This is a genomic window from Kitasatospora sp. NBC_01539, from assembly GCF_045040525.1.
Classification (GTDB): domain Bacteria; phylum Actinomycetota; class Actinomycetes; order Streptomycetales; family Streptomycetaceae; genus Kitasatospora.
The window spans coordinates 8,320,506-8,338,241 of sequence record NZ_CP109390.1; the positions used below are offsets into that span (position 1 = coordinate 8,320,506).

The 17,736-nt window shown below is 72.7% G+C and carries 16 protein-coding genes and 2 pseudogenes; 11 read left to right on the forward strand and 7 right to left on the reverse strand.

Annotation, left to right across the window (positions count from 1 at the left end):
* Positions 1-5 precede the first annotated feature (5 nt).
* Together OG335_RS36035 and OG335_RS36040 are read left to right on the forward strand one after the other, a co-directional pair.
* The gene (locus tag OG335_RS36035) at positions 6-1,556 is read left to right on the forward strand and encodes an acyl-CoA synthetase (RefSeq protein WP_405009675.1); all 1,551 of its coding nucleotides are present in this window, start codon (positions 6-8) and stop codon (positions 1,554-1,556) included.
* A gap of 55 nt (positions 1,557-1,611) precedes the next feature.
* The gene (locus tag OG335_RS36040; protein WP_405009674.1) at positions 1,612-2,070 is read left to right on the forward strand and encodes a MaoC family dehydratase; all 459 of its coding nucleotides are present in this window, start codon (positions 1,612-1,614) and stop codon (positions 2,068-2,070) included.
* A 192-nt stretch (positions 2,071-2,262) separates the two neighbouring features.
* On the opposite strand, the gene OG335_RS36045 is transcribed toward OG335_RS36040, so the two are convergent.
* Both OG335_RS36045 and OG335_RS36050 read right to left on the reverse strand, forming a co-directional pair.
* Positions 2,263-3,720, reverse strand: a complete 1,458-nt coding sequence (locus tag OG335_RS36045; RefSeq protein ID WP_405009673.1) for an amidase — start codon at positions 3,718-3,720, stop codon at positions 2,263-2,265.
* 324 nt (positions 3,721-4,044) lie between these two features.
* On the reverse strand, positions 4,045-4,746 hold the full coding sequence (locus tag OG335_RS36050) for a substrate-binding domain-containing protein (protein WP_405009672.1): 702 nt from the start codon (positions 4,744-4,746) through the stop codon (positions 4,045-4,047).
* A gap of 74 nt (positions 4,747-4,820) precedes the next feature.
* Between OG335_RS36050 and OG335_RS36055 the strand changes: the two genes are divergently transcribed.
* The 8 genes from OG335_RS36055 (at position 4,821) to OG335_RS36090 (ending at position 12,938) form a co-directional block, all read left to right on the forward strand.
* A complete protein-coding gene (locus OG335_RS36055; RefSeq protein WP_405009671.1) occupies positions 4,821-5,588 on the forward strand; it encodes an IclR family transcriptional regulator in 768 nt (255 codons plus the stop codon).
* A 104-nt stretch (positions 5,589-5,692) separates the two neighbouring features.
* Positions 5,693-6,904 carry a 4-hydroxybenzoate 3-monooxygenase gene (locus OG335_RS36060; RefSeq protein ID WP_405009670.1) on the forward strand — a complete coding sequence of 404 codons (1,212 nt, stop codon included), beginning with the start codon at positions 5,693-5,695 and terminating at the stop codon, positions 6,902-6,904.
* Between the two features lie 26 nt (positions 6,905-6,930).
* Entirely contained in the window at positions 6,931-7,956 is a 1,026-nt protein-coding gene (locus OG335_RS36065) for an amidohydrolase family protein (protein ID WP_405009669.1), read from the forward strand.
* 17 nt (positions 7,957-7,973) lie between these two features.
* Complete coding sequence (ligK, locus tag OG335_RS36070; RefSeq protein WP_405009668.1) at positions 7,974-8,669, forward strand: 4-carboxy-4-hydroxy-2-oxoadipate aldolase/oxaloacetate decarboxylase; 696 nt, start codon at positions 7,974-7,976, stop codon at positions 8,667-8,669.
* Positions 8,666-9,586 carry an amidohydrolase family protein gene (locus tag OG335_RS36075; protein WP_405009667.1) on the forward strand — a complete coding sequence of 307 codons (921 nt, stop codon included), beginning with the start codon at positions 8,666-8,668 and terminating at the stop codon, positions 9,584-9,586. Before ligK ends, OG335_RS36075 begins: the two co-directional genes overlap by 4 nt.
* Positions 9,587-9,611: 25 nt before the next feature.
* The gene (ligA, locus tag OG335_RS36080) at positions 9,612-10,919 is read left to right on the forward strand and encodes a protocatechuate 4,5-dioxygenase subunit alpha (RefSeq protein ID WP_405009666.1); all 1,308 of its coding nucleotides are present in this window, start codon (positions 9,612-9,614) and stop codon (positions 10,917-10,919) included.
* 1 nt (position 10,920) lies between these two features.
* Positions 10,921-11,895: a Gfo/Idh/MocA family oxidoreductase gene (locus tag OG335_RS36085; protein ID WP_405009665.1), complete on the forward strand. Its 975-nt coding sequence runs from the start codon at positions 10,921-10,923 to the stop codon at positions 11,893-11,895.
* Positions 11,892-12,938: an aldo/keto reductase gene (locus OG335_RS36090; protein ID WP_405009664.1), complete on the forward strand. Its 1,047-nt coding sequence runs from the start codon at positions 11,892-11,894 to the stop codon at positions 12,936-12,938. The genes OG335_RS36085 and OG335_RS36090 overlap by 4 nt, the downstream gene beginning before the upstream one ends.
* Positions 12,939-13,068: 130 nt before the next feature.
* Here the strand turns inward: OG335_RS36090 and OG335_RS36095 are convergent, their stop codons facing one another.
* Positions 13,069-13,722 carry a DUF1326 domain-containing protein gene (locus OG335_RS36095; protein ID WP_405009663.1) on the reverse strand — a complete coding sequence of 218 codons (654 nt, stop codon included), beginning with the start codon at positions 13,720-13,722 and terminating at the stop codon, positions 13,069-13,071.
* A 250-nt stretch (positions 13,723-13,972) separates the two neighbouring features.
* Between OG335_RS36095 and OG335_RS36100 the strand changes: the two genes are divergently transcribed.
* Positions 13,973-14,773: a DUF2182 domain-containing protein gene (locus OG335_RS36100; RefSeq protein WP_405009662.1), complete on the forward strand. Its 801-nt coding sequence runs from the start codon at positions 13,973-13,975 to the stop codon at positions 14,771-14,773.
* Between the two features lie 506 nt (positions 14,774-15,279).
* Here the strand turns inward: OG335_RS36100 and OG335_RS36105 are convergent.
* The 4 genes and pseudogenes from OG335_RS36105 to OG335_RS36120 form a co-directional block, all read right to left on the reverse strand.
* A pseudogene (locus OG335_RS36105) lies at positions 15,280-15,451 on the reverse strand (pirin family protein); the annotation flags it as partial.
* Between the two features lie 56 nt (positions 15,452-15,507).
* Positions 15,508-16,338: an SCO6745 family protein gene (locus OG335_RS36110; RefSeq protein ID WP_405009661.1), complete on the reverse strand. Its 831-nt coding sequence runs from the start codon at positions 16,336-16,338 to the stop codon at positions 15,508-15,510.
* Positions 16,335-16,877, reverse strand: a complete 543-nt coding sequence (locus tag OG335_RS36115) for a YbhB/YbcL family Raf kinase inhibitor-like protein (RefSeq protein ID WP_405009660.1) — start codon at positions 16,875-16,877, stop codon at positions 16,335-16,337. The genes OG335_RS36110 and OG335_RS36115 overlap by 4 nt, the downstream gene beginning before the upstream one ends.
* Before the next feature lie 97 nt (positions 16,878-16,974).
* Positions 16,975-17,693: pseudogene (locus OG335_RS36120) on the reverse strand (IS5/IS1182 family transposase).
* Positions 17,694-17,736 lie beyond the last annotated feature (43 nt).

Consider the following 17,736-nt stretch of genomic DNA (forward strand, 5'->3'; position numbering starts at 1 on the left):
TCCCCGTGCTGAACCAAGGCATCGGCTCGTGGCCGGCCCGCCGGGCCCGCAGGACGCCCGACCGGGTCGCCGTCGTCCACGAGGACCGCACCCGGACCTACCGCGACCTGCACCGGCGCGTCCTGCGGCTCGCCCACGGTCTGCGCGCCCTCGGCGTCGAGCCGGGCGACCGGATCGCGTACCTCGGCCCCAACCATCCGGCCTTCCTGGAGACCCTGTTCGCCGCCGGAACCCTCGGGGCGGTCTTCGTCCCGCTCAACACCCGCCTCGCCGCGCCGGAACTGGCGTACAACCTGTCGGACTCGGGCAGCACCGTCCTCGTCCACGCACCCGAGCAGGCCGGGGCCGCCCGGTCCGCGGCCGACGACGCCGGGATCCGGCACCGGATCGCCCTGGACGGCCCCGGTGACAGCGCCCTCGGGTACGAGGAGCTGATCGAGGGCGGCGCCGCCGAACCGCTGGACGTCGCCGTCGCCCCGGAGGACCCGTGCATGATCATGTACACCTCCGGGACCACCGGCCGCCCCAAGGGCGCGGTGCTCTCCCACGGGAACATCGTCTGGAACAGCGTCAACGTCCTCGTCGACACCGACCTCTCCGGCGACGAGGTGACCCTGGTCGTGGCCCCGCTCTTCCACACCGCGGGCCTCAACATGACCTGCCTGCCCACCCTCCTCAAGGGCGGCCGGGTGGTGCTCCTCGGCGCCTTCGACGCCGGGCTGGCGCTGCGCACCATCGAACGCCTGCGCGTCACCTACATGTTCGGCGTCCCGACGATGTACGACGCGATGGCAGCCCGGCCCGGCTGGACGACCACGGACCTCTCCAGCCTCCGCACCCTCAACTGCGGCGGAGCCCCCGTACCGGCCCGGACCATCGCCACCTACCTCGCCCGCGGCCTCGCCTTCAGCCAGGGCTACGGCATGACCGAGGCGTCCCCCGGAATCCTCTACCTCGCCGGGGATCAGACCTCCGCCAAGGCCGGCTCCGCCGGGGTGCCGCACTTCTTCACCGACACACGGGTCGTACGGCCCGACGGCAGCGACGCCGGGCCCGGAGAGCGCGGCGAGGTCCTCGTCCAGGGCCCCAACGTCATGACCGGCTACTGGGGCCGGCCCGACGACACCGGGGCCGCCTTCACCGACGGCGAGTGGCTGCGCACCGGCGACGTCGCCCGCACCGACGCGGACGGCTACGCCTACATCGTCGACCGGGTGAAGGACATGTTCGTCTCGGGCGGCGAGAACGTCTACCCGGCCGAGGTCGAGGACGTGATCCTCACCCACCCCGCCGTCGAGGAGTGCGCGGTCGTCGGGATGCCCGACCCGGTCTGGGGCGAGGTCGGCCGCGCCGTCGTCGTCCTCCGGGCCGGTACCCGCGCCGACGAGCAGGACATCCTCGGCCACCTGCAGGGCCGGCTCGCCAAGTACAAGATCCCCAAGTCGGTGGTGGTCACGGACGCCCTGCCCCGCACGGCCTCCGGAAAGATCGTCAAGCCCGCCGTCCGCGACCTGTACGTGCGCGGGGCCGCCGCGTCCCCGTCCACGCACCGATAAGCCCCACCCTGCCGCAGGCCGCGTTGCGGTCACTGCGCCATCGAAAGGAACCTCCATGTCCACCACCGCCCACGGCATCGACGGACTCAAGGCCCTCAGCGGCACCGACCTCGGCCGCACCGAGTGGCACGAGATCACCCAGGACCGGGTGAACACCTTCGCCGACGCCACCGACGATCACCAGTGGATCCACACGGACCCCGAGAGGGCCAAGGGCGGCCCCTTCGGCGGCCCGATCGCCCACGGCTACCTCACCCTGTCCCTCGTCATCCCGCTCTTCGGCGAGCTGCTCGACATCACCGGCATCTCCATGAGCGTCAACTACGGTCTGGAGAAGGTCCGTTTCCCCAGCGCCGTGCCGGTCGGCGCGAAGATCCGGCTGCACGGCGCCGTCGGCAGCGTGGAGGAGGTCGGGGGCAACGGCGTGCAGATGCCTCTCACCTTCACCGTCGAGGTCGAGGGCGGCGACAAGCCGGCCTGTGTGGCCCGGGCCGTCTACCGCCACTACGCCTGACCGGCGGAGGCCCCTGTGTCAGGAGGGCCTTTCGGCCGGTGCGGACGTCACGGTCCGCACCGGCCGAAAGGCCCGCACGCGTGTCCGCCGGAACGCGGCGAAGGGCAGGCGCCCCCGTGCGGGGGCGCCTGCCCTTTCCTTTCCGCGGCGGCCGCCCGTGTGCGGCGGCCGCCGTCCTGCGGTGGGCCCGGGTCAGAGCGCGGGGACCAGGCGAGGGGTCCGGTCCTCGATGGCCTGGGCGGCGTCGAGGACCATCTCCTCCTCGAAGCGCCCGCCGATCAGCTGCACGCTCATCGGCAGGCCGTCGACGAGGGCACTGGGCACCGTGGCGGCCGGGAAGCCGAGGATCGGGACGGCTGCCATCGGCCACATCGCGGTGACGAGCTGTGCGGCCCGCTCGGGGCCGGCCAGGTCGGCGTCCTGCTCGAACGGGGGCTCCGCGGACACGGGCGTGAGCAGCAGACGCTCCCGGCCCAGCAACTGCTGGAGCTCGGTGACCAGGGCCCCGCGGCGGGACCAGCCGTGGATGTACTCCGCCAGCGAGGGGGAGTCGCCCCACTGCCGGGCCGCCGCGGCGAAGGAGTACCTCAGCGAGGTGCGGATGTCCGCGTCGCCGATCTGCTCGACGGTCGGCATGGTGGGGCGGAAGTCCTCGTAGATGAGCAGGGACCACAGTCGCGCCGCCTCGGCGAGCAGCGGGAGGCCGTCCAGTTCCTCGACCTGGTACCCGGCGTCGGTCAGCTTTCCGACGGCCTCGTCGACGGCCTTCTCGACGGCGGGGTGGTTCGCGACCGTGCCGATGCCGCGCACCACGCTGATGCGGGGCAGGGCCTCCGGTGCGGGGAGGCCCGGGACGGCGGGGACGCCGACCGGATCCCGCAGGTCCGCGGTGGTCATCACCCGCAGGGCCAGCCGGGCGTCGGCCACCGTGCGGGCGAGCGGACCCTCGACGGCGCAGTTCAGCACGGTCGGCGGCATGACGAGTTGCCGGCGGCCGTCCGGGGTGTCGACGAACACCGGCTCCGTCCAGTTGGAGACCCGGCCGACGGTCGGGCGGATGCCCACCACTCCGCAGCAGGCGGCCGGGTACCGGATGGACCCGCCGATGTCGTTGCCCTGGGCGATCGGCGTCATGCCGGCGGCCAGGCTCGCGGAGGCGCCCCCGCTGGAGCCTCCGGGGGTGCGGTCGGCCGCCCAGGGGTTGAGCGTGCGACCGTGCAGGTCGTTGGTGCTGAACCAGCGGTAGGAGAAGGCCGGGGCGTTGCTGCGGCCGACCAGCACGGCTCCGGCGCCGCGGAGCGCGGTCACGCACGCGGCGTCCTGGGCGGCGGGGGTCTCGGCGAGGGCGACGACCCCGTGGCTGGTGGCGTATCCCCGCTGATCGGTGTTGATCTTCGTGGAGACGGGGATGCCGTGCAGCGGGCCGAGCGCGGCGCCCGAGGCGGTGCGCCGGTCGGCGGTGCGGGCCTGGTCGAGCGCCTCCTCGGGGCGGAGGTCGGCGAGGGCGTTGATGCGGGGGTTGACGGCGTCGATGCGGTCCAGGCAGGACTGCACGATGTCGACGGAGGACAGCGTGCGGTTGCGGATCGCGGCCGCGAGCTCGACGGCCGGGAGCTGCCACGGTTCGGTGGCGGGGGAGTCGTGTTCCATGATCGCCTCTACGACGGCGCGCCCGCAGCGGAGCGCGCGGAGGGAGCGGAGGGGCGGCGCGGGTGCCGCTCCGGAAATACAACGTCGTTATAGGACGACGTTTGATTCAGCCATCGTGGTCCCCGCTGCCGGAGCTGTCAAGGACGCGCCGTCGTCGACCGCCGCGCTCGGGCGCTCCCGTGAGCGATCGCCCGGTGCCCACGCTACGGACCCGCCGCGCGGCTCGCATGCGTTGCGGGCGGCGGCGGGCGGCGGCGGGAGGGACGGATGAGGCCGTGGGGCGGAGCGGGCGCACGGCTCCCGGTGGCGAAGGAGCCGGCGCCGTCAGGCGAGGTGCCGGGCGGCCCGCATGCCCGCGGCGAGAGCGGTCGTCGACGCCTCGTCGGAGCCGAGCAGGTCGAGCATCGCGGCGGCGCGGGCCGGCCGGGTGGAGACGGCCAGCACACCGCCGCCGAACGTCGTGCTGATCGCGGTGCCCCCGGGCAGCGGCCCGACGATCACGACACCGGGCAGGTCCATCAGTTCACTGTGCTGCTGGAAGGCCAGCTCGGCCGCACCGGGGACGAGCAGGCTGCCGGCCGGCACGCCCGGCGGTGCCTGGACGAGCCGCGGTGCGAGCACGTCGGCGAGACCCAGCCGCGCCGTCAGGTCGACGAGGGCCGTGCCGCTGGGACCCGTGGAGTACGCGATCCGCTCCGCGGCCAGCAGAGCGGCCCGGAGGTCGGACTCCGAGTCGAGGGCGGGCACCGGCGACCCCTCGGGCACGGCGGCGACGACCTGCGAGACCCACAGCGGCCGCACCGTGCCGCCGAGGAGACGCCCCTCACGGGCCAGTTGTGCCAGTGCGTCGTCGGCGAGCACCAGCAGGTCCCCTTCGGCGCCCTCCCGCACCCGGCGCGCGACCTCGACCCCGCCGGCCGACTCGAACCGCACCGCGGCGCCGTGGGCGCGTCGGATGTGTGCGGACAGCTCCGCCAGGAGCCCGCGTGTCGCCATCGAGGACAGTCCGGTGATCTCTCGGTCCACGTCGTCTCCTTGTGCGCGGCCGGTGCTGCGACGGGCGAACGGGCGGCTCAGTGCCTGTCTGCGACACTGACCGCGTGAGCACAACCCGGAGCACGGCGGCTGGAAAAGTTCTCGAAGTCCTCTCGACGTTCGGCCGCGAGTGCCGGTCGCAGACGCTGTCGGAGATCGCCCAGCGTACGGGCCTTCCCCTGAGCACCGCGCACCGGGTCGTCGCCGAGCTGGCGGCCTGGGGCGCACTGGAGCGCGGCGAGGACGGCTCGTGGCACGTCGGCCTGCGGCTGTGGGAGATCGCCTCGGGCTGCCCCCGCAGCCAGATCCTGCGCGACGTGGCGCTGCCGTTCATGCAGGACCTGTACGAGGCGACCCACGAGAACATCCAGCTCGCGGTGCGCGAGGGCACCGAACTCGTCTTCGTCGAACGGATCGCCGGGCACCGGTCGGTGGAGCTGGTGACCATGGTCGGATCCCGCTTCCCCATCGGTTCCACCGGGATGGGCCGGGTCCTGCTGGCGCACGCACCGCAGGACATCCAGGAGGCGGCCCTCGAAGCGCCGCTGCGGGCCTGGACCCCGCACACCGTCACCGACCCGAAGACCCTGCGCGCCCAGCTGGACCGGATCCGCCGCGAGCAGGTCTTCGTGAGCGACCGACAACTCTCGGAGAGCACGGTCGCGGTGGCCGCACCCGTACGGATCGGCCGGACCGGCGCGGTCGGCGCAGCGCTGGGGATCGTCATCGCGGCGCGCAGCGCGAGCCGCGCCCGTGGACTGCGCGATCCGCTCCTGAGAGCCGTGCACGGCATCTCCGAGGAACTGGGACGGCGCGCCCGCGCGGCCCTCTGATCTCCGGGCGCGCTTCCGCCTGGCGGAAGTGATGCTGACCGGCGGCGCTCGCGGATGCCAGCGTTCGGGGTGTTCCGGACGCTCGCAGTCGCTCAGGAGATGCCATGGCCGATGCCACCATCGACACCGTCACCCCGGTACCGGTCGCCGTCGTCGGCGCCGGCCCGGCCGGCCTGATGCTGGCCCACCTGCTCGGCCGCGCAGGGGTCGACACGGTCGTGATCGACACCCGCACCCGGCACGGGATCGCCACCACCCACCGGGCCGGCATCCTCGAAGCGGACGCCGCCCGGGATCTCGTCGAGACCGGCGTGTCCGACCGCGTCCTGCGCGAGGGCCACGAGCACGAAGGCATCGAACTCCGCTTCGGCGGCCGGCCGCACCGCATCCACTTCAAGGACCTGGTGGGCGCGTCGGCATGGCTCTACCCGCAGACCGACGTGTTCACCGACCTGGCCGACGCCCGCGACCGCGACGGCGGCACGGTCCTCTTCGGCGTCACGGACACCGAGGTCCTCGACGTCACCACCGACACCCCCCGGGTGCGCTGCACCGCCCCCGACGGCACCCGCCACGAGATCCGGGCACGGTACGTGATCGGCGCCGACGGCTCGCGCAGCACGTGCCGCGACCTGGTGCCCGAGGACCGGCGGGTCCGCTACGGCAAGGACTACCCCTTCGCCTGGTTCGGCATCATGGCCGAAGCCCCGGCGAGCGCACCCGAACTGGTCTACGCCCACTCCGAACACGGTTTCGCACTGATCAGCCAACGCACCGACACCGTGCAGCGGATGTACTTCCAGTGCGCCCCCGACGAGTCCGCCGACGCCTGGACCGACGACCGCATCTGGGAGACGCTCCAGGCCCGGGTGGCCGGCGAGGACGGCTTCCGCCTCAACGAGGGGCCGATCCTGGAGAAGACGGTGCTGCGGTTCCGCTCGTTCGTGCAGGAGCCGATGCGCTGGGGCTCGCTGGCCCTCGCGGGCGACGCCGCACACACCGTGCCGCCGACCGGCGCCCGCGGGCTCAACCTCGCGCTGCACGACGTGAAGGTGCTCGCCGACGTCCTGCTGCGGGCCCTCGGCGGTGAGGGCGCGGCCGCGCTGGACGACTACCAGCCACGCGCCCTCCAACGGATCTGGCGGGCCCAGAACTTCTCCTCCTGGATGACCCGGCTCCTGCACACCGCACCCGGCGGCACCCCCTTCGACCTGCGCCGCCAGCTCGGCGAACTCGACAACGTGGCGGGCACCCGCGCCGGCCGCACCTACCTCGCCGAGCAGTACACCGGCTGGCCCGCCGTCAGCCCGCGCTGACCCGCACACCTCTCGGAAGGACACCCGTGATCATCGACTGCCACGGCCACTTCACCACCGCACCACCGCAGTTGGCGGCATGGCGGGACCGCCAGGTGGCGGCGGCCGACACCCCCGCCGACGCACCCGACCCCGACGACCTGGTCATCACCGACGACGACCTGCGCCAGGCGATCGAGGGCAACCAGCTGCGGCTCATGGACGAGCGCGGCATCGACCTGACGGTCTTCTCCCCGCGGGCCAGCTTCATGGCGCACCACATCGGCGACTTCCGGGTCTCCTCGGTGTGGGCGCGGATCTGCAACGACCTGGTCCACCGCGTCAGCAGGCTCTACCCCGACCGGTTCGCGATGGGCGCGATGCTTCCGCAGTCGCCCGGCGCCGCCCCCGCCACCTGCCTGCCCGAGCTGCGCCGCGCGGTGGAGGAGCTCGGCGCGGTGACGGTCAACCTCAATCCCGACCCGTCGGGCGGCAGCTGGACGGCGCCCCCGCTGACCGACCGCAGCTGGTACCCGCTGTACGAGGCCATGGTCGCGTACGACATCCCCGCCATGATCCACGTCAGCACCTCGTGCAACCCGGCCTTCCACACCACGGGCGCCCACTACCTCAACGCCGACACCACGGCGTTCATGCAGCTGCTCCAGGGCGACCTGTTCGCCGACTTCCCGACCCTGCGGTTCGTGATCCCACACGGCGGCGGCGCGGTGCCCTACCACTGGGGCCGGTTCCGCGGCCTCGCGGACGCACTGGGCCGGCCCGACCCGGAGGTGCTGCTGGACAACGTCTCCTTCGACACCTGCGTCTACCACCAGCCGGGCATCGACCTGCTCACCCGGGTCGTCCCCAGCCGGGCGGTCCTCTTCGCCAGCGAGATGATCGGCGCCGTCCGCGGCACCGACCCGCGCACCGGCCACCCCTACGACGACACCGGGCGGTACGTCGACGCCACCCCCCACCTCTCCGACGACGAACGGGCGGCCGTCCTCGGCGGCAACGCCCTGCGCGTCCACCCCCGACTTGCCGCCCGCCTCGCCGCGGCCGGCCGATGACCCCAGGAGGACACCGCATGGAACACGGCGAGATCGGCGTCGTACACACGTCGCTCACCCGCGCCGACCCCGGGGCCGTCGCCGCACTGTCGGCCTTCGGCGTGGCGACGATCCACGAGGCCATGGGCCGCACGGGCCTGATGCGCCCCTACCTGCGCCCGGCCCACCCGAAGGCCCGCCTGTGCGGGACGGCGGTGACCGTCCTGCTGCAGCCCGGCGACAACTGGATGCTCCACGTCGCCGCCGAGCAGATCCGCGACGGCGACGTCGTCGTCGCGGCCTGCACGACCGAGAGCGAGGACGGCTTCTTCGGCGAACTGCTCGCCACCTCCTTCCGCGCCCGGGGCTGCCGGGGCCTGGTCATCGACGGCGGCGTGCGCGACGTCGCCGACCTGGAGGAGATGGACTTCCCCGTCTTCGCCCGGGCGGTCAACGCCAGGGGCACGGTCAAGGCCACGCTCGGCTCGGTCAACGTGCCGGTGGTCTGCGCCAACGCACTGGTCAGGCCCGGCGACGTGGTGGTGGCGGACGCGGACGGGGTCGTGGTGGTGCCGAGGGAGCGGGCCGCGGAGGTCGCCGAGGCCTCGGCGAAGCGCGAGGCGAACGAGGAGGGCAAGCGCGCACAGCTCCGCGCGGGCACGCTCGGCCTGGACATGTACGGCATGCGCGGCCCGCTGGCCGAGCTCGGGCTGCGCTACGAGAACCGGGGATGACGGTGGACTCCGAGAAGACCCCCGGCTGGCTGGACTGGTACGCCGGCCCGAGCCGTCCGCAGTACCGGCTGCCCGAGGGCGCCGTCGACGCGCACTGCCACGTCCTCGGTCCGGCCGCCGGGTTCCCCTTCGCCCCCGAGCGCAGGTACACCCCCTGCGACGCGTCCAAGGACCAGCTCTTCGCGCTCCGCGACCACCTCGGCCTCGCCTGGAACGTCGTCGTGCAGGCGACCTGCCACGGTGCCGACAACAGCGCCCTGGTCGACGCCCTGCGGAGCTCCGGCGGCCGCGCCCGGGGCGTCGCCACCGTACGGCCCGGGACCGCGGACGCGGAGCTGCGCGAGCTGCACGAGGCGGGCGTCCGCGGCGTGCGGTTCACCTTCGTCGAACGCCTCGCCGACGCGGCCCCGCGGCAGGACCTGCTGGACGTCGCCGAACGGATCGCCCCGTACGGCTGGCACGTCGTCGTCTACTTCGAGGCCGCCGACCTCGCCGACCTGCGCGACGTCCTCCTGTCCGTCCCGGTGCCGCTGGTCGTCGACCACATGGGGCGCCCCGACGTCACCAAGGACCCGCACGGCCCCGACTTCGAGGCGTTCCTCGACCTCCTGCGCGCGCGGCCCGACATCTGGTGCAAGGTCACCTGCCCCGAACGGCTGTCCGTGAGCGGACCGCCGGCCCTCGACGGCGAGCAGGCGGCCTACCGCGACGTCGTCCCGTTCGCCCGGCGCGTCGTCGAGGAGTTCCCCGACCGGGTGCTGTGGGGCACCGACTGGCCGCACCCCAACCTCACCGACCACATGCCCGACGACGGCCTGCTCGTCGACTTCGTCCCGCACATCGCGCCGACGCCGGAGCTGCGGCACAAGCTCCTGGTCGACAACCCGATGCGCCTCTACTGGCCGGACGCCGTCTGACCCACCGCACGAACGGAGCCCCAGCATGCCGCTGGACAAGACCTACAAGCTGGTCCCGGGGACGACGGTCTTCGACGCCGAGCAGTCCGCCAGGGGATACCACCTCAACCAGTTCTGCATGTCGCTGATGACCCCGGAGAACCGCGAACACTACCTCGCCGACGAACGCGCCTACCTCGACGCGTGGCCCCTGCGGGAGGAGCAGAAGCAGGCCCTGCTCGACCGCGACCTCAACGCCGCCATACGCGAGGGCGGCAACATCTACTTCCTCGCCAAGTGGGGCGCCACGCTCGGTCTCTCCTTCCAGCAGATGGCGGGCTCGATGACGGGCATGACCGAGCAGGAGTACCGCGCCATGATGGCCGGCGGCGGCCGCTCCGTCGAAGGCAACCGGATCGACCACGCCGTCCTGGAGGCGGCCCACGCCGACCCGACCCCGCCGGCCGAGCACGCCGGGATCACCGCCGCCGTCTTCACCTCCCACGTGCCGGCGATCGGCGCGGCGATCGACCACCACAAGACCGACGAGCCGTACTGGAAGCCCGTCTTCGACGGCTACGCCTACTCCAAGCAGTGGGTGCGGGACAACCTCCCCGACGTCGTCCTCCTCGTCTACAACGACCACGCCAGCGCCTTCGACCTGTCGCTGATCCCGACCTTCGTCCTCGGCACCGGCGCGGCCTACCCCACCGCCGACGAGGGCTACGGCCCCCGCCCCGTCCCGGGCATCGAGAGCGACCCCGACCTGGCCGCGCACATCGCCCACTCGCTCATCCGCGACGACTTCGACCTCACCCTGGCCAACGAGATGACCGTCGACCACGGCCTGACCGTCCCCCTGTCACTGATGTTCGGCGACGTCGAGCGGTGGCCGTGCAAGGTGATCCCGTTCCACGTCAACGTCGTCCAGTACCCGGTGCCCTCGGGCGACCGCTGCTTCCGGCTCGGCCGGGCGCTGCGCCGGGCCGTCGAGTCCTACGGCCGGCCGCTGAACGTCCAGGTGTGGGGCACCGGCGGCATGAGTCACCAACTGCAGGGCCCCCGCGCCGGCCTCATCAACCGCGCGTGGGACAACGCCTTCCTGGACAGGCTGGTCGACGACCCGGCCGGACTCGCGCAGCTGCCCCACCTGGACTACGTCGAGCAGGCCGGATCCGAGGGCATCGAACTCGTCATGTGGCTGATCGCCCGCGGCGCGATGAGCGACGTCGACGGGACCGGAGCGGTCGAGGTCAAGCACCGCTTCTACCACGTGCCGGCGTCCAACACCGCCGTCGGCCACCTGATCCTGGAGAACCAGCCGCGGGCCGAGGCGCCCGCCGAGGAGGAGTGACATGAGCCACCAGAAGACCGTCCGGGTCGCCCTGGCCGGAGGAGGCGCCTTCGGCGCCAAGCACGCGGCCGCACTCAGGCGGATCGACGGCGTCGAGGTGACCGCCGTCGTGAGCGGCACCCCCGACAGCGCCCGGAAGTTCGCCGCCGAGCACGGCATCGGCCGCGGCGCCGCCACCCTGGACGAGGTACTCGCGGCCGACGACGTCGACGCCGTCATCCTCGCCACGCCCACACCCCTGCACGCCGGGCAGACCATCGCCTGCCTCGAAGCCGGCAAGCACGTGCAGGTCGAGATCCCGCTCGCCGACTCCCTCGCCGACGCCGAGGCGTGCCTGGCGGCGCAGCAGCGCACCGGCCTCGTCGCCATGGCGGGGCACACGCGCCGCTTCAACCCCAGCCACCAGTGGGTCCGGCAGCGGGTCCTCGCCGGGGAGTACCGCATCCAGCAGATGGACGTGCAGACGTACTTCCTGCGCCGCACCAACCTCAACGCGCTCGGGCAGCCCCGGTCCTGGACCGACCACCTGCTGTGGCACCACGCCGCGCACACCGTCGACCTGTTCGCCCACCAGACCGGTTCGCCGATCGTGCAGGCCCATGCGATCCAGGGCCCGGTCCACCCCGAGCTCGGCATCGCGATGGACATGTCGATCCAGCTGCGTGCGGAGAGCGGCGCCCTCTGCACGCTGTCCCTGTCGTTCAACAACGACGGGCCGTTCGGCACCTCCTTCCGCTACATCGGCGATACCGGCACCTACCTCGCACGGTACGACGACCTGTTCACCGGCAAGGACGAACCCATCGACGTGAGCCGGGTCGACGTCTCCACCGACGGCATCGAACTGCAGGACCGCGAGTTCGTCGCCGCCATCCGGGAAGGCCGCGAGCCGAACGCCTCCCTCGCCCAGGTACTGCCCTGCTACCGGACACTGGACGCCCTCGAACAGCAGCTCACCGCTGCCACGAACCCGTGACCGCGGCGCCGACGGCCGCCCCCGGCCGCACCCCGCGCCGCATCGGGCCCTTCGAGGTCCCGGCGATCGGCCTCGGCTGCATGAACCTCAGCCACGCCTACGACGTCCCACCCACGCCCGAGTCCGCCGAACGGCTCCTCCTGACGGCACTGGAGGAAGGCGTCACACTCTTCGACACCGCGGCCCTCTACGGCTTCGGGAGCAACGAGGAACTCCTCGGCCGCGCACTCGCCCGCCACCGCGACCGCATCGTGCTGGCCAGCAAGTGCGGGATGACCGGCGTCGACGGCCGACGCGTCATCGACGGCCGCCCGGAGACCCTCCGCCGCACCGCCGACGAGGCACTCGCCCGGCTCCGCACCGACACCATCGACCTCTACCACCTGCACCGCGTCGACCGGCAGGTCCCGGTCGAGGAGAGCATCGGAGCGATGGCCGACCTGGTGGAGGCGGGCAAGGTGCGTGCGCTCGGACTCTCCGAGGTGTCCGCCGCCACGCTGCGCCGGGCGCACGCGGTGCACCCGATCGCCGCGCTGCAGAACGAGTACAGCCTCTGGTCGCGCAACCCCGAGCAGGGCACGCTGGACGCGGCACGGGAACTCGGCGTCGCCCTCGTGGCCTTCAGCCCGCTGGCCCGCGGCTTCCTCACCTCGGCGCCACCCGACCCCGACCGCCTGCCCGCCCACGACATCCGCCGGGCCATGCCCCGCTTCGACGCCCGTCACTACCCCGCCAACCTGGCGATCCGGCGAGAACTCGACGGGATCGCCAGGGAGGCCGGCTGCACGCTCGCGCAGCTGGCGCTGACGTGGGTCGTCTCCCGGGCGCCCCACGTGGTCGCCATCCCCGGCACCCGATCCGTCGCGCACCTGCGGGAGAACCTGTCCACGCTCCACCTCGACCTGCCCGGCGAGGTCCTCGACGCGGCAGGCCGGCTGCTGAACGCCGCGACCGTCCACGGGGCGCGCTACAACGAGGCCACCCTGGCCGAGATCGACACGGAGCGGTGCGTGCCGGGTACGGCCGACGGCTCCGGCCCGTGATCGGTGGTGACCGACCCCGTGATCGGCGGTGACCGACGGTGGCGGCTTTCGCCGGCCTGGCGTGCGCGACGTCAGGGGGTGGTTCCGCCGGTGAGTCCGCGGGGCGAATCCAGCCGTACAAGTCGGCGGTTCAGTCAGGGCCGATCCAGTCGAACGGGAAATGCTTGCTGGATCTGCCGCTGCGGTTCCAGCTGAAGCCGAAGGCGTCGGCACGGTCGGTGGTGGCGCGACCCCAGGTGGCGATCCGGCCCGGCCCGACCTCGGCACCGGGGGCGTTGTGGACCTGCACGCGTCCGCCCTCGGGGGTGGTGGGGCCGGTGAGGGCTTCGGCGCGGGCGGTGACCCGGCCGGGGATCTCGACGCTCCACGCCCCGAGGTCGTCACTGATCTCAACGGTGATGGGGGCGACATCCATGCCGCGCACCTCGGTCGTGGTGAGCTCGCCGAACCGCTTCGGCCACCCGCCCACCTGACCGCTGAAGATCGTGCCGAGTGCGGCGCGCTGTTGGTCGTCGGCGCGCTCGTCGATGAAGAAGGCGGCACGCGAGTCCGTGGCGGCACCCGCCCAGATGTTGCCGGTGAAGGACCCGAGCATCACGAAGTTCAACCCGTCGAGCGGGACGTCCCCGTACCGGCCCTCACGGATGTGCCAGACGAGCACGCCCTCGCAGTCGCCCTCGGTCGGGGGCTGGGCGAAGGTGCAGGGGCAGGGTATGGCGCACTTGCAGGTGTCGAACCAGTCGCCGACCAGGTGCCAGGCCGGGCTGGTGGTCACGTCGGTCATCTCTCCGACCTCCTCACCCCCCGTTGTCGCACGGTTCCAGGAGTGACGGGGCTGTCCGCACGAAAGCCCGCAGGCCACGTCGGCGGAGCGGCCTCATCTCCAGCGTGCACCAATTCGGCATCGCCCGGTATCCCTGCGCGGCCCGCCGCCCGTGATCGGTGCTGTCCCGTGTGTCGCCGCGCGGGATCGCGACCGGGTTTTGCCGTCGGCGCACGTGTGCTGTCCTGGAAGGACCAGGCAGGAGAGCAGCATGCGTACCGTCACCGTGGAGAAGCAGCCGCTGCGCACCGGGGTGCTGATGCCCGTCAGGGATCTGGCCCTCGCCTGGGGCCTGATCGTGGTGATCGCGGCCCTGGCCTGGCTGTTCACGGTCGGGCAGGCCCGGGGCATGGGGATCGAGCCCGGCACGATGGGGATGGCGCTGCCGCTGTTCCTGGTGCTGTGGCTGGCGATGACGGCCGCGATGATGCTGCCCTCGGTGGCTCCGGTGGCGGTGACCTGGGCCCGCGCCATCGGCCGGCGGTCGAGCGGCGCCGAGCGGGTGGTACGCACGACGGAGTTCCTCGGCGGCTATCTGCTGGTGTGGACGGCGTTCGGGCTGCTCGCGTATGCCGGCCTCGCGCTCACCGGCCACCTGGTCGAGCGCGATCCGGACGCCGGGAAGTGGATCGGCGCGGCGGCGTTCGCCCTGGCCGGGCTGTACCAGCTGGGCCCGCTGAAGTACGTGTGCCTGCGGCACTGCCGCAGCCCGATGGCGCAGCTGATGCGCTACGCGGGTTACCGGCCGCCGCTGCGGGACCTGCGGGTCGGGCTGCACCACGGCGGGTACTGCCTGGGCTGCTGCTGGGCGCTGATGGTGGTGCTGGTGCCGCTCGGCGTGATGAACGTGGCGGCGATGGCGGGGATCGCGGTGGTGATCTTCCTGGAGAAGCTGTGGCGACGCGGGCCGCTGCTGGCCCGGGTCGCCGGGGTGGCGTTCCTCGTGCTCGCCGTGCTGGCGCTGTTCCAGAGCTGGCTGCTGCCCGGGCTCACCCCGAGCGACATGATGTAGCGCTCACGGCCGGAGGGGCGGGCGCCGTAGAAACCGGCGCGGGAGACACGGAACGGCGCCAGGCGGTGCACCGGCGCCGCCCTGCTGGTTCCTGGGCCGGGCGTCCCTCGGCGTCGAGCCGCCGAGGCGTTCCGCCTTCCCGAGCACGCTGCCCGGCGTGCCCGGCGTGCCCGGCGGGGAGATCGCCGGCGTGGTCGGCCGTCCGGGCGGTGCCGCCGTCGCGCGCGCGGACCTTCGGACCCGGGCGGTGCCACTCGGCGCTCGTGGGGGAGGTTGGCGGGGCCGCCGTAGCGGCCGGCTCCCTCCATATGGGGGTGGAGGTCAGCACTGATACAGCCGGACCCTGTGAAACCCGGTCACACGTGAGACCGGACGCGCCTTGCGGGGTACGCGTCTCAGTCAGGCTGCGGGGTCGTAGGGCGGTCGGCGCGGCCATCGTGCGGTGCTTCCTGGCCGGTCGTTCCTGCGACCCTTCACGCGTACCTCGATGGGGGAGTACTTGCAGGTCAGCGCGCCCGTCCGCGCGGTTTCAGGGAGCGGGGGGAGCTCGGGGGCGGCGAGGCGGTGGCCGTCGTAGCCGTGGACGTCGCCGAAGTGGTCGCCCTGCCTCCAGTCGCGGCGGGCCTCGGCGATCTCGTCGTGGGTGCGGCCGATGAAGTTCCACCACATCGAGAGCTCGCCACCTTCCCGGTGTTCGATCGCCGTGGCGCCCACTTCTCGCGGATGGATCGTGATCAGCTCAGTTGCGCGTAGGTCCCGGCCGCAGTGAACGCCTCGTCGATGGGCTTGAGGAGCTCGGCCAGGCGGCGGGCGCCGGTCGCGCCGATCGGCGCCCAGAGCCCGGCGCAGTGTTCGTCGGTCTCGACCTCGATCCGCTCGCGCGCCGCGGTGCCCGCGTCGGTCGCGGTCCCGTCGGTCTCCAGCCAGCCGCGGGTGACGAGGCGTTCGGTGGCCGCTGCCCATTCCCCGTCGTCCCATTGCCGGGTGGCGCGCACGATCGGCGTCGGGAGCCGGCCGGTGGCGGTGTGGATGACGTTGCAGTCGCACGGTCCGAGGCGGTTGCCGGCGAGGACGACGAGGTGCGCGTCTCCGCGCCACTCGCGCAGCACGGTGACCTGCTGCCACAGTGCGGTCAGCGGGTGGGATGGCAGGGGGACGGATGCGTTGGCCGCGGCCAGCGGTTTGCCGGCGTAGTCGGCGGCGGTGACGACGGGGTCGATCAGCGATCGCGCCTCGGCTATCTGATCGCTCGTCAGGTCCACTCCGGCGCGCCGTAGCGCGTGCTCGGCGGCCGTGTAGCGGGCGGCCTGCCACCGCTCGGGCGGCGCGGCGTCCCATACGCCTGTCATCGATCGCACCGCCCGAGGGCTGAAGTTGTAGAAGGTCGCGAGAGTGACCTGCCACGCGACCGCGCCCATCGGTGCCGAGCGGAACGCGAAGTAGGCCGGTGCGCGGTCGGTCACGCCGAGATCGGCGGCCTGCTGGGCGGATTCCGGGACGAGGTAGATGAACCGGTGGGCCGCGTTGACGGCGAGGCTGATCTCGCGGACAGCTGTGATGTTCATGTGTACGGCTCTCGGCTCGGGGGTTCGGCGGTGGCGGTCGGCATCGTCCGGCCGAGGGCGTGGCCGGACATCGTGAAGCCCGGATGGGCCGGTGTGGATTCGGCCGGGATGCCGATGTGTTCGAGGTCCGGCGCGTGCGCCACGACGAAGTAGCGGTGCGGGCCGTGGCCGGCGGGCGTTGCGGTGCAGAGGAGGCGGGCCGCGCGGGCGTCGTCCGGCAGCCGGATGGCGCCTTCGGGAAGGCCCGAACCGGCATCGTCGCCGGCGCTTTCCGGGAGCCCGGCGACTGTGGCGGGGATGCCGGCCGCGGCCCGATGCCAGAAGCCGGTCGGGGCGTCCGGGGCGTGGACGGTCGCGGCGAAGATTCCGGTGCCCCCGGGGGCACCGCTCCAGGACGGCTGCGGGCATGCGTCCTTGCCGCCGGGGAGACGGGCGGACATCTGCCCGGGGCGCAGGGCCGCACCCTCGGGCACGATCGTGCTGGTGACGGTGAAGTTCGCCGCCCCGGGGCGGCGGGCGAACGGGTCGTTGACGCTCATCGATCATTCCCCTTCACTGGGGCAGGCTCCTCAGATATTAGATCATAGCAAGGATAATCGATTATCTTGCTTTCAGGTGGACCGACCGACAAATGGATCACGTGAGGCGTCGGGTGGTGGAGCGGCCGTCCCGGCGGTAGCGGCTCGTCGAACGCCTGATGAGCGTGCGGAGCGTGACGAGGTGGCGGCGAGGCGGAGGTGGAAGTCCACGACCTCGCCGTTTCTCCCAATGCGGCGCCGGAGCTTGCCGTAGTCGTTCATCCATGAGTGCGTTCGATCGCCCAGCGCTTGCCGGCCTGCTCCCCGGCCACTACCGGGGTGGGGCCGAGCCGAGCAGTGGTGAGCCGTGGCAGTGCACGCCGTCGGACACGATCCCCAGCGGGACCCCGCATGCGTCGGAGGCGGCCGAGCGCTTCAGCCCCTGCTCGCCCGGTCGACGGGCGAGCGTCCTGCCTTCTCCCCGCCGGACGGAGCCTTGGTGATGCAGCCGTCGACCGGGATGTCGCCGAGGTCGAGACCGATCACGCGGTCGGAAGCCCTCAGGTCGATCCGGTGCAGACTCCGCGTCATTCCCATCTGAGCCCAGAGTTTGACGTGGTGCCTGATGGCGCGGTCGGAGCATCCGGGCGAGGAGATCCGCTCGTACCCGGAGCCGTGGACCAGCGCCTGGACGACGCGGTCGAACACGACATGGTCCGGGATGCGCTGCCGATGGCAGCCGAGCGGATGGCCGGGGTCGAACTCGGTCCGACCGGGCAGCAGGGCCCTGAACCGGCCCCAGGCGGGTTCGAGCAGGCAAGAAGGCAGCGCGGGCACAGTCGTCCTTCGAGATCACAGAGCGTAGGGAGCTCAATGATCA

Coding starts and splice junctions, on each gene's coding strand:
- OG335_RS36040 (WP_405009674.1), top strand. CDS start 1,612: ATGTCCACCACCGCCCACGGCATCGACGGACTCAAGGCCCTCAGCGGC.
- OG335_RS36045 (WP_405009673.1), bottom strand. CDS start 3,720: ATGGAACACGACTCCCCCGCCACCGAACCGTGGCAGCTCCCGGCCGTC.
- OG335_RS36060 (WP_405009670.1), top strand. CDS start 5,693: ATGGCCGATGCCACCATCGACACCGTCACCCCGGTACCGGTCGCCGTC.
- ligK (WP_405009668.1), top strand. CDS start 7,974: ATGGAACACGGCGAGATCGGCGTCGTACACACGTCGCTCACCCGCGCC.
- OG335_RS36075 (WP_405009667.1), top strand. CDS start 8,666: ATGACGGTGGACTCCGAGAAGACCCCCGGCTGGCTGGACTGGTACGCC.
- ligA (WP_405009666.1), top strand. CDS start 9,612: ATGCCGCTGGACAAGACCTACAAGCTGGTCCCGGGGACGACGGTCTTC.
- OG335_RS36085 (WP_405009665.1), top strand. CDS start 10,921: ATGAGCCACCAGAAGACCGTCCGGGTCGCCCTGGCCGGAGGAGGCGCC.
- OG335_RS36095 (WP_405009663.1), bottom strand. CDS start 13,722: ATGACCGACGTGACCACCAGCCCGGCCTGGCACCTGGTCGGCGACTGG.
- OG335_RS36100 (WP_405009662.1), top strand. CDS start 13,973: ATGCGTACCGTCACCGTGGAGAAGCAGCCGCTGCGCACCGGGGTGCTG.
- OG335_RS36110 (WP_405009661.1), bottom strand. CDS start 16,338: ATGAACATCACAGCTGTCCGCGAGATCAGCCTCGCCGTCAACGCGGCC.
- OG335_RS36115 (WP_405009660.1), bottom strand. CDS start 16,877: ATGAGCGTCAACGACCCGTTCGCCCGCCGCCCCGGGGCGGCGAACTTC.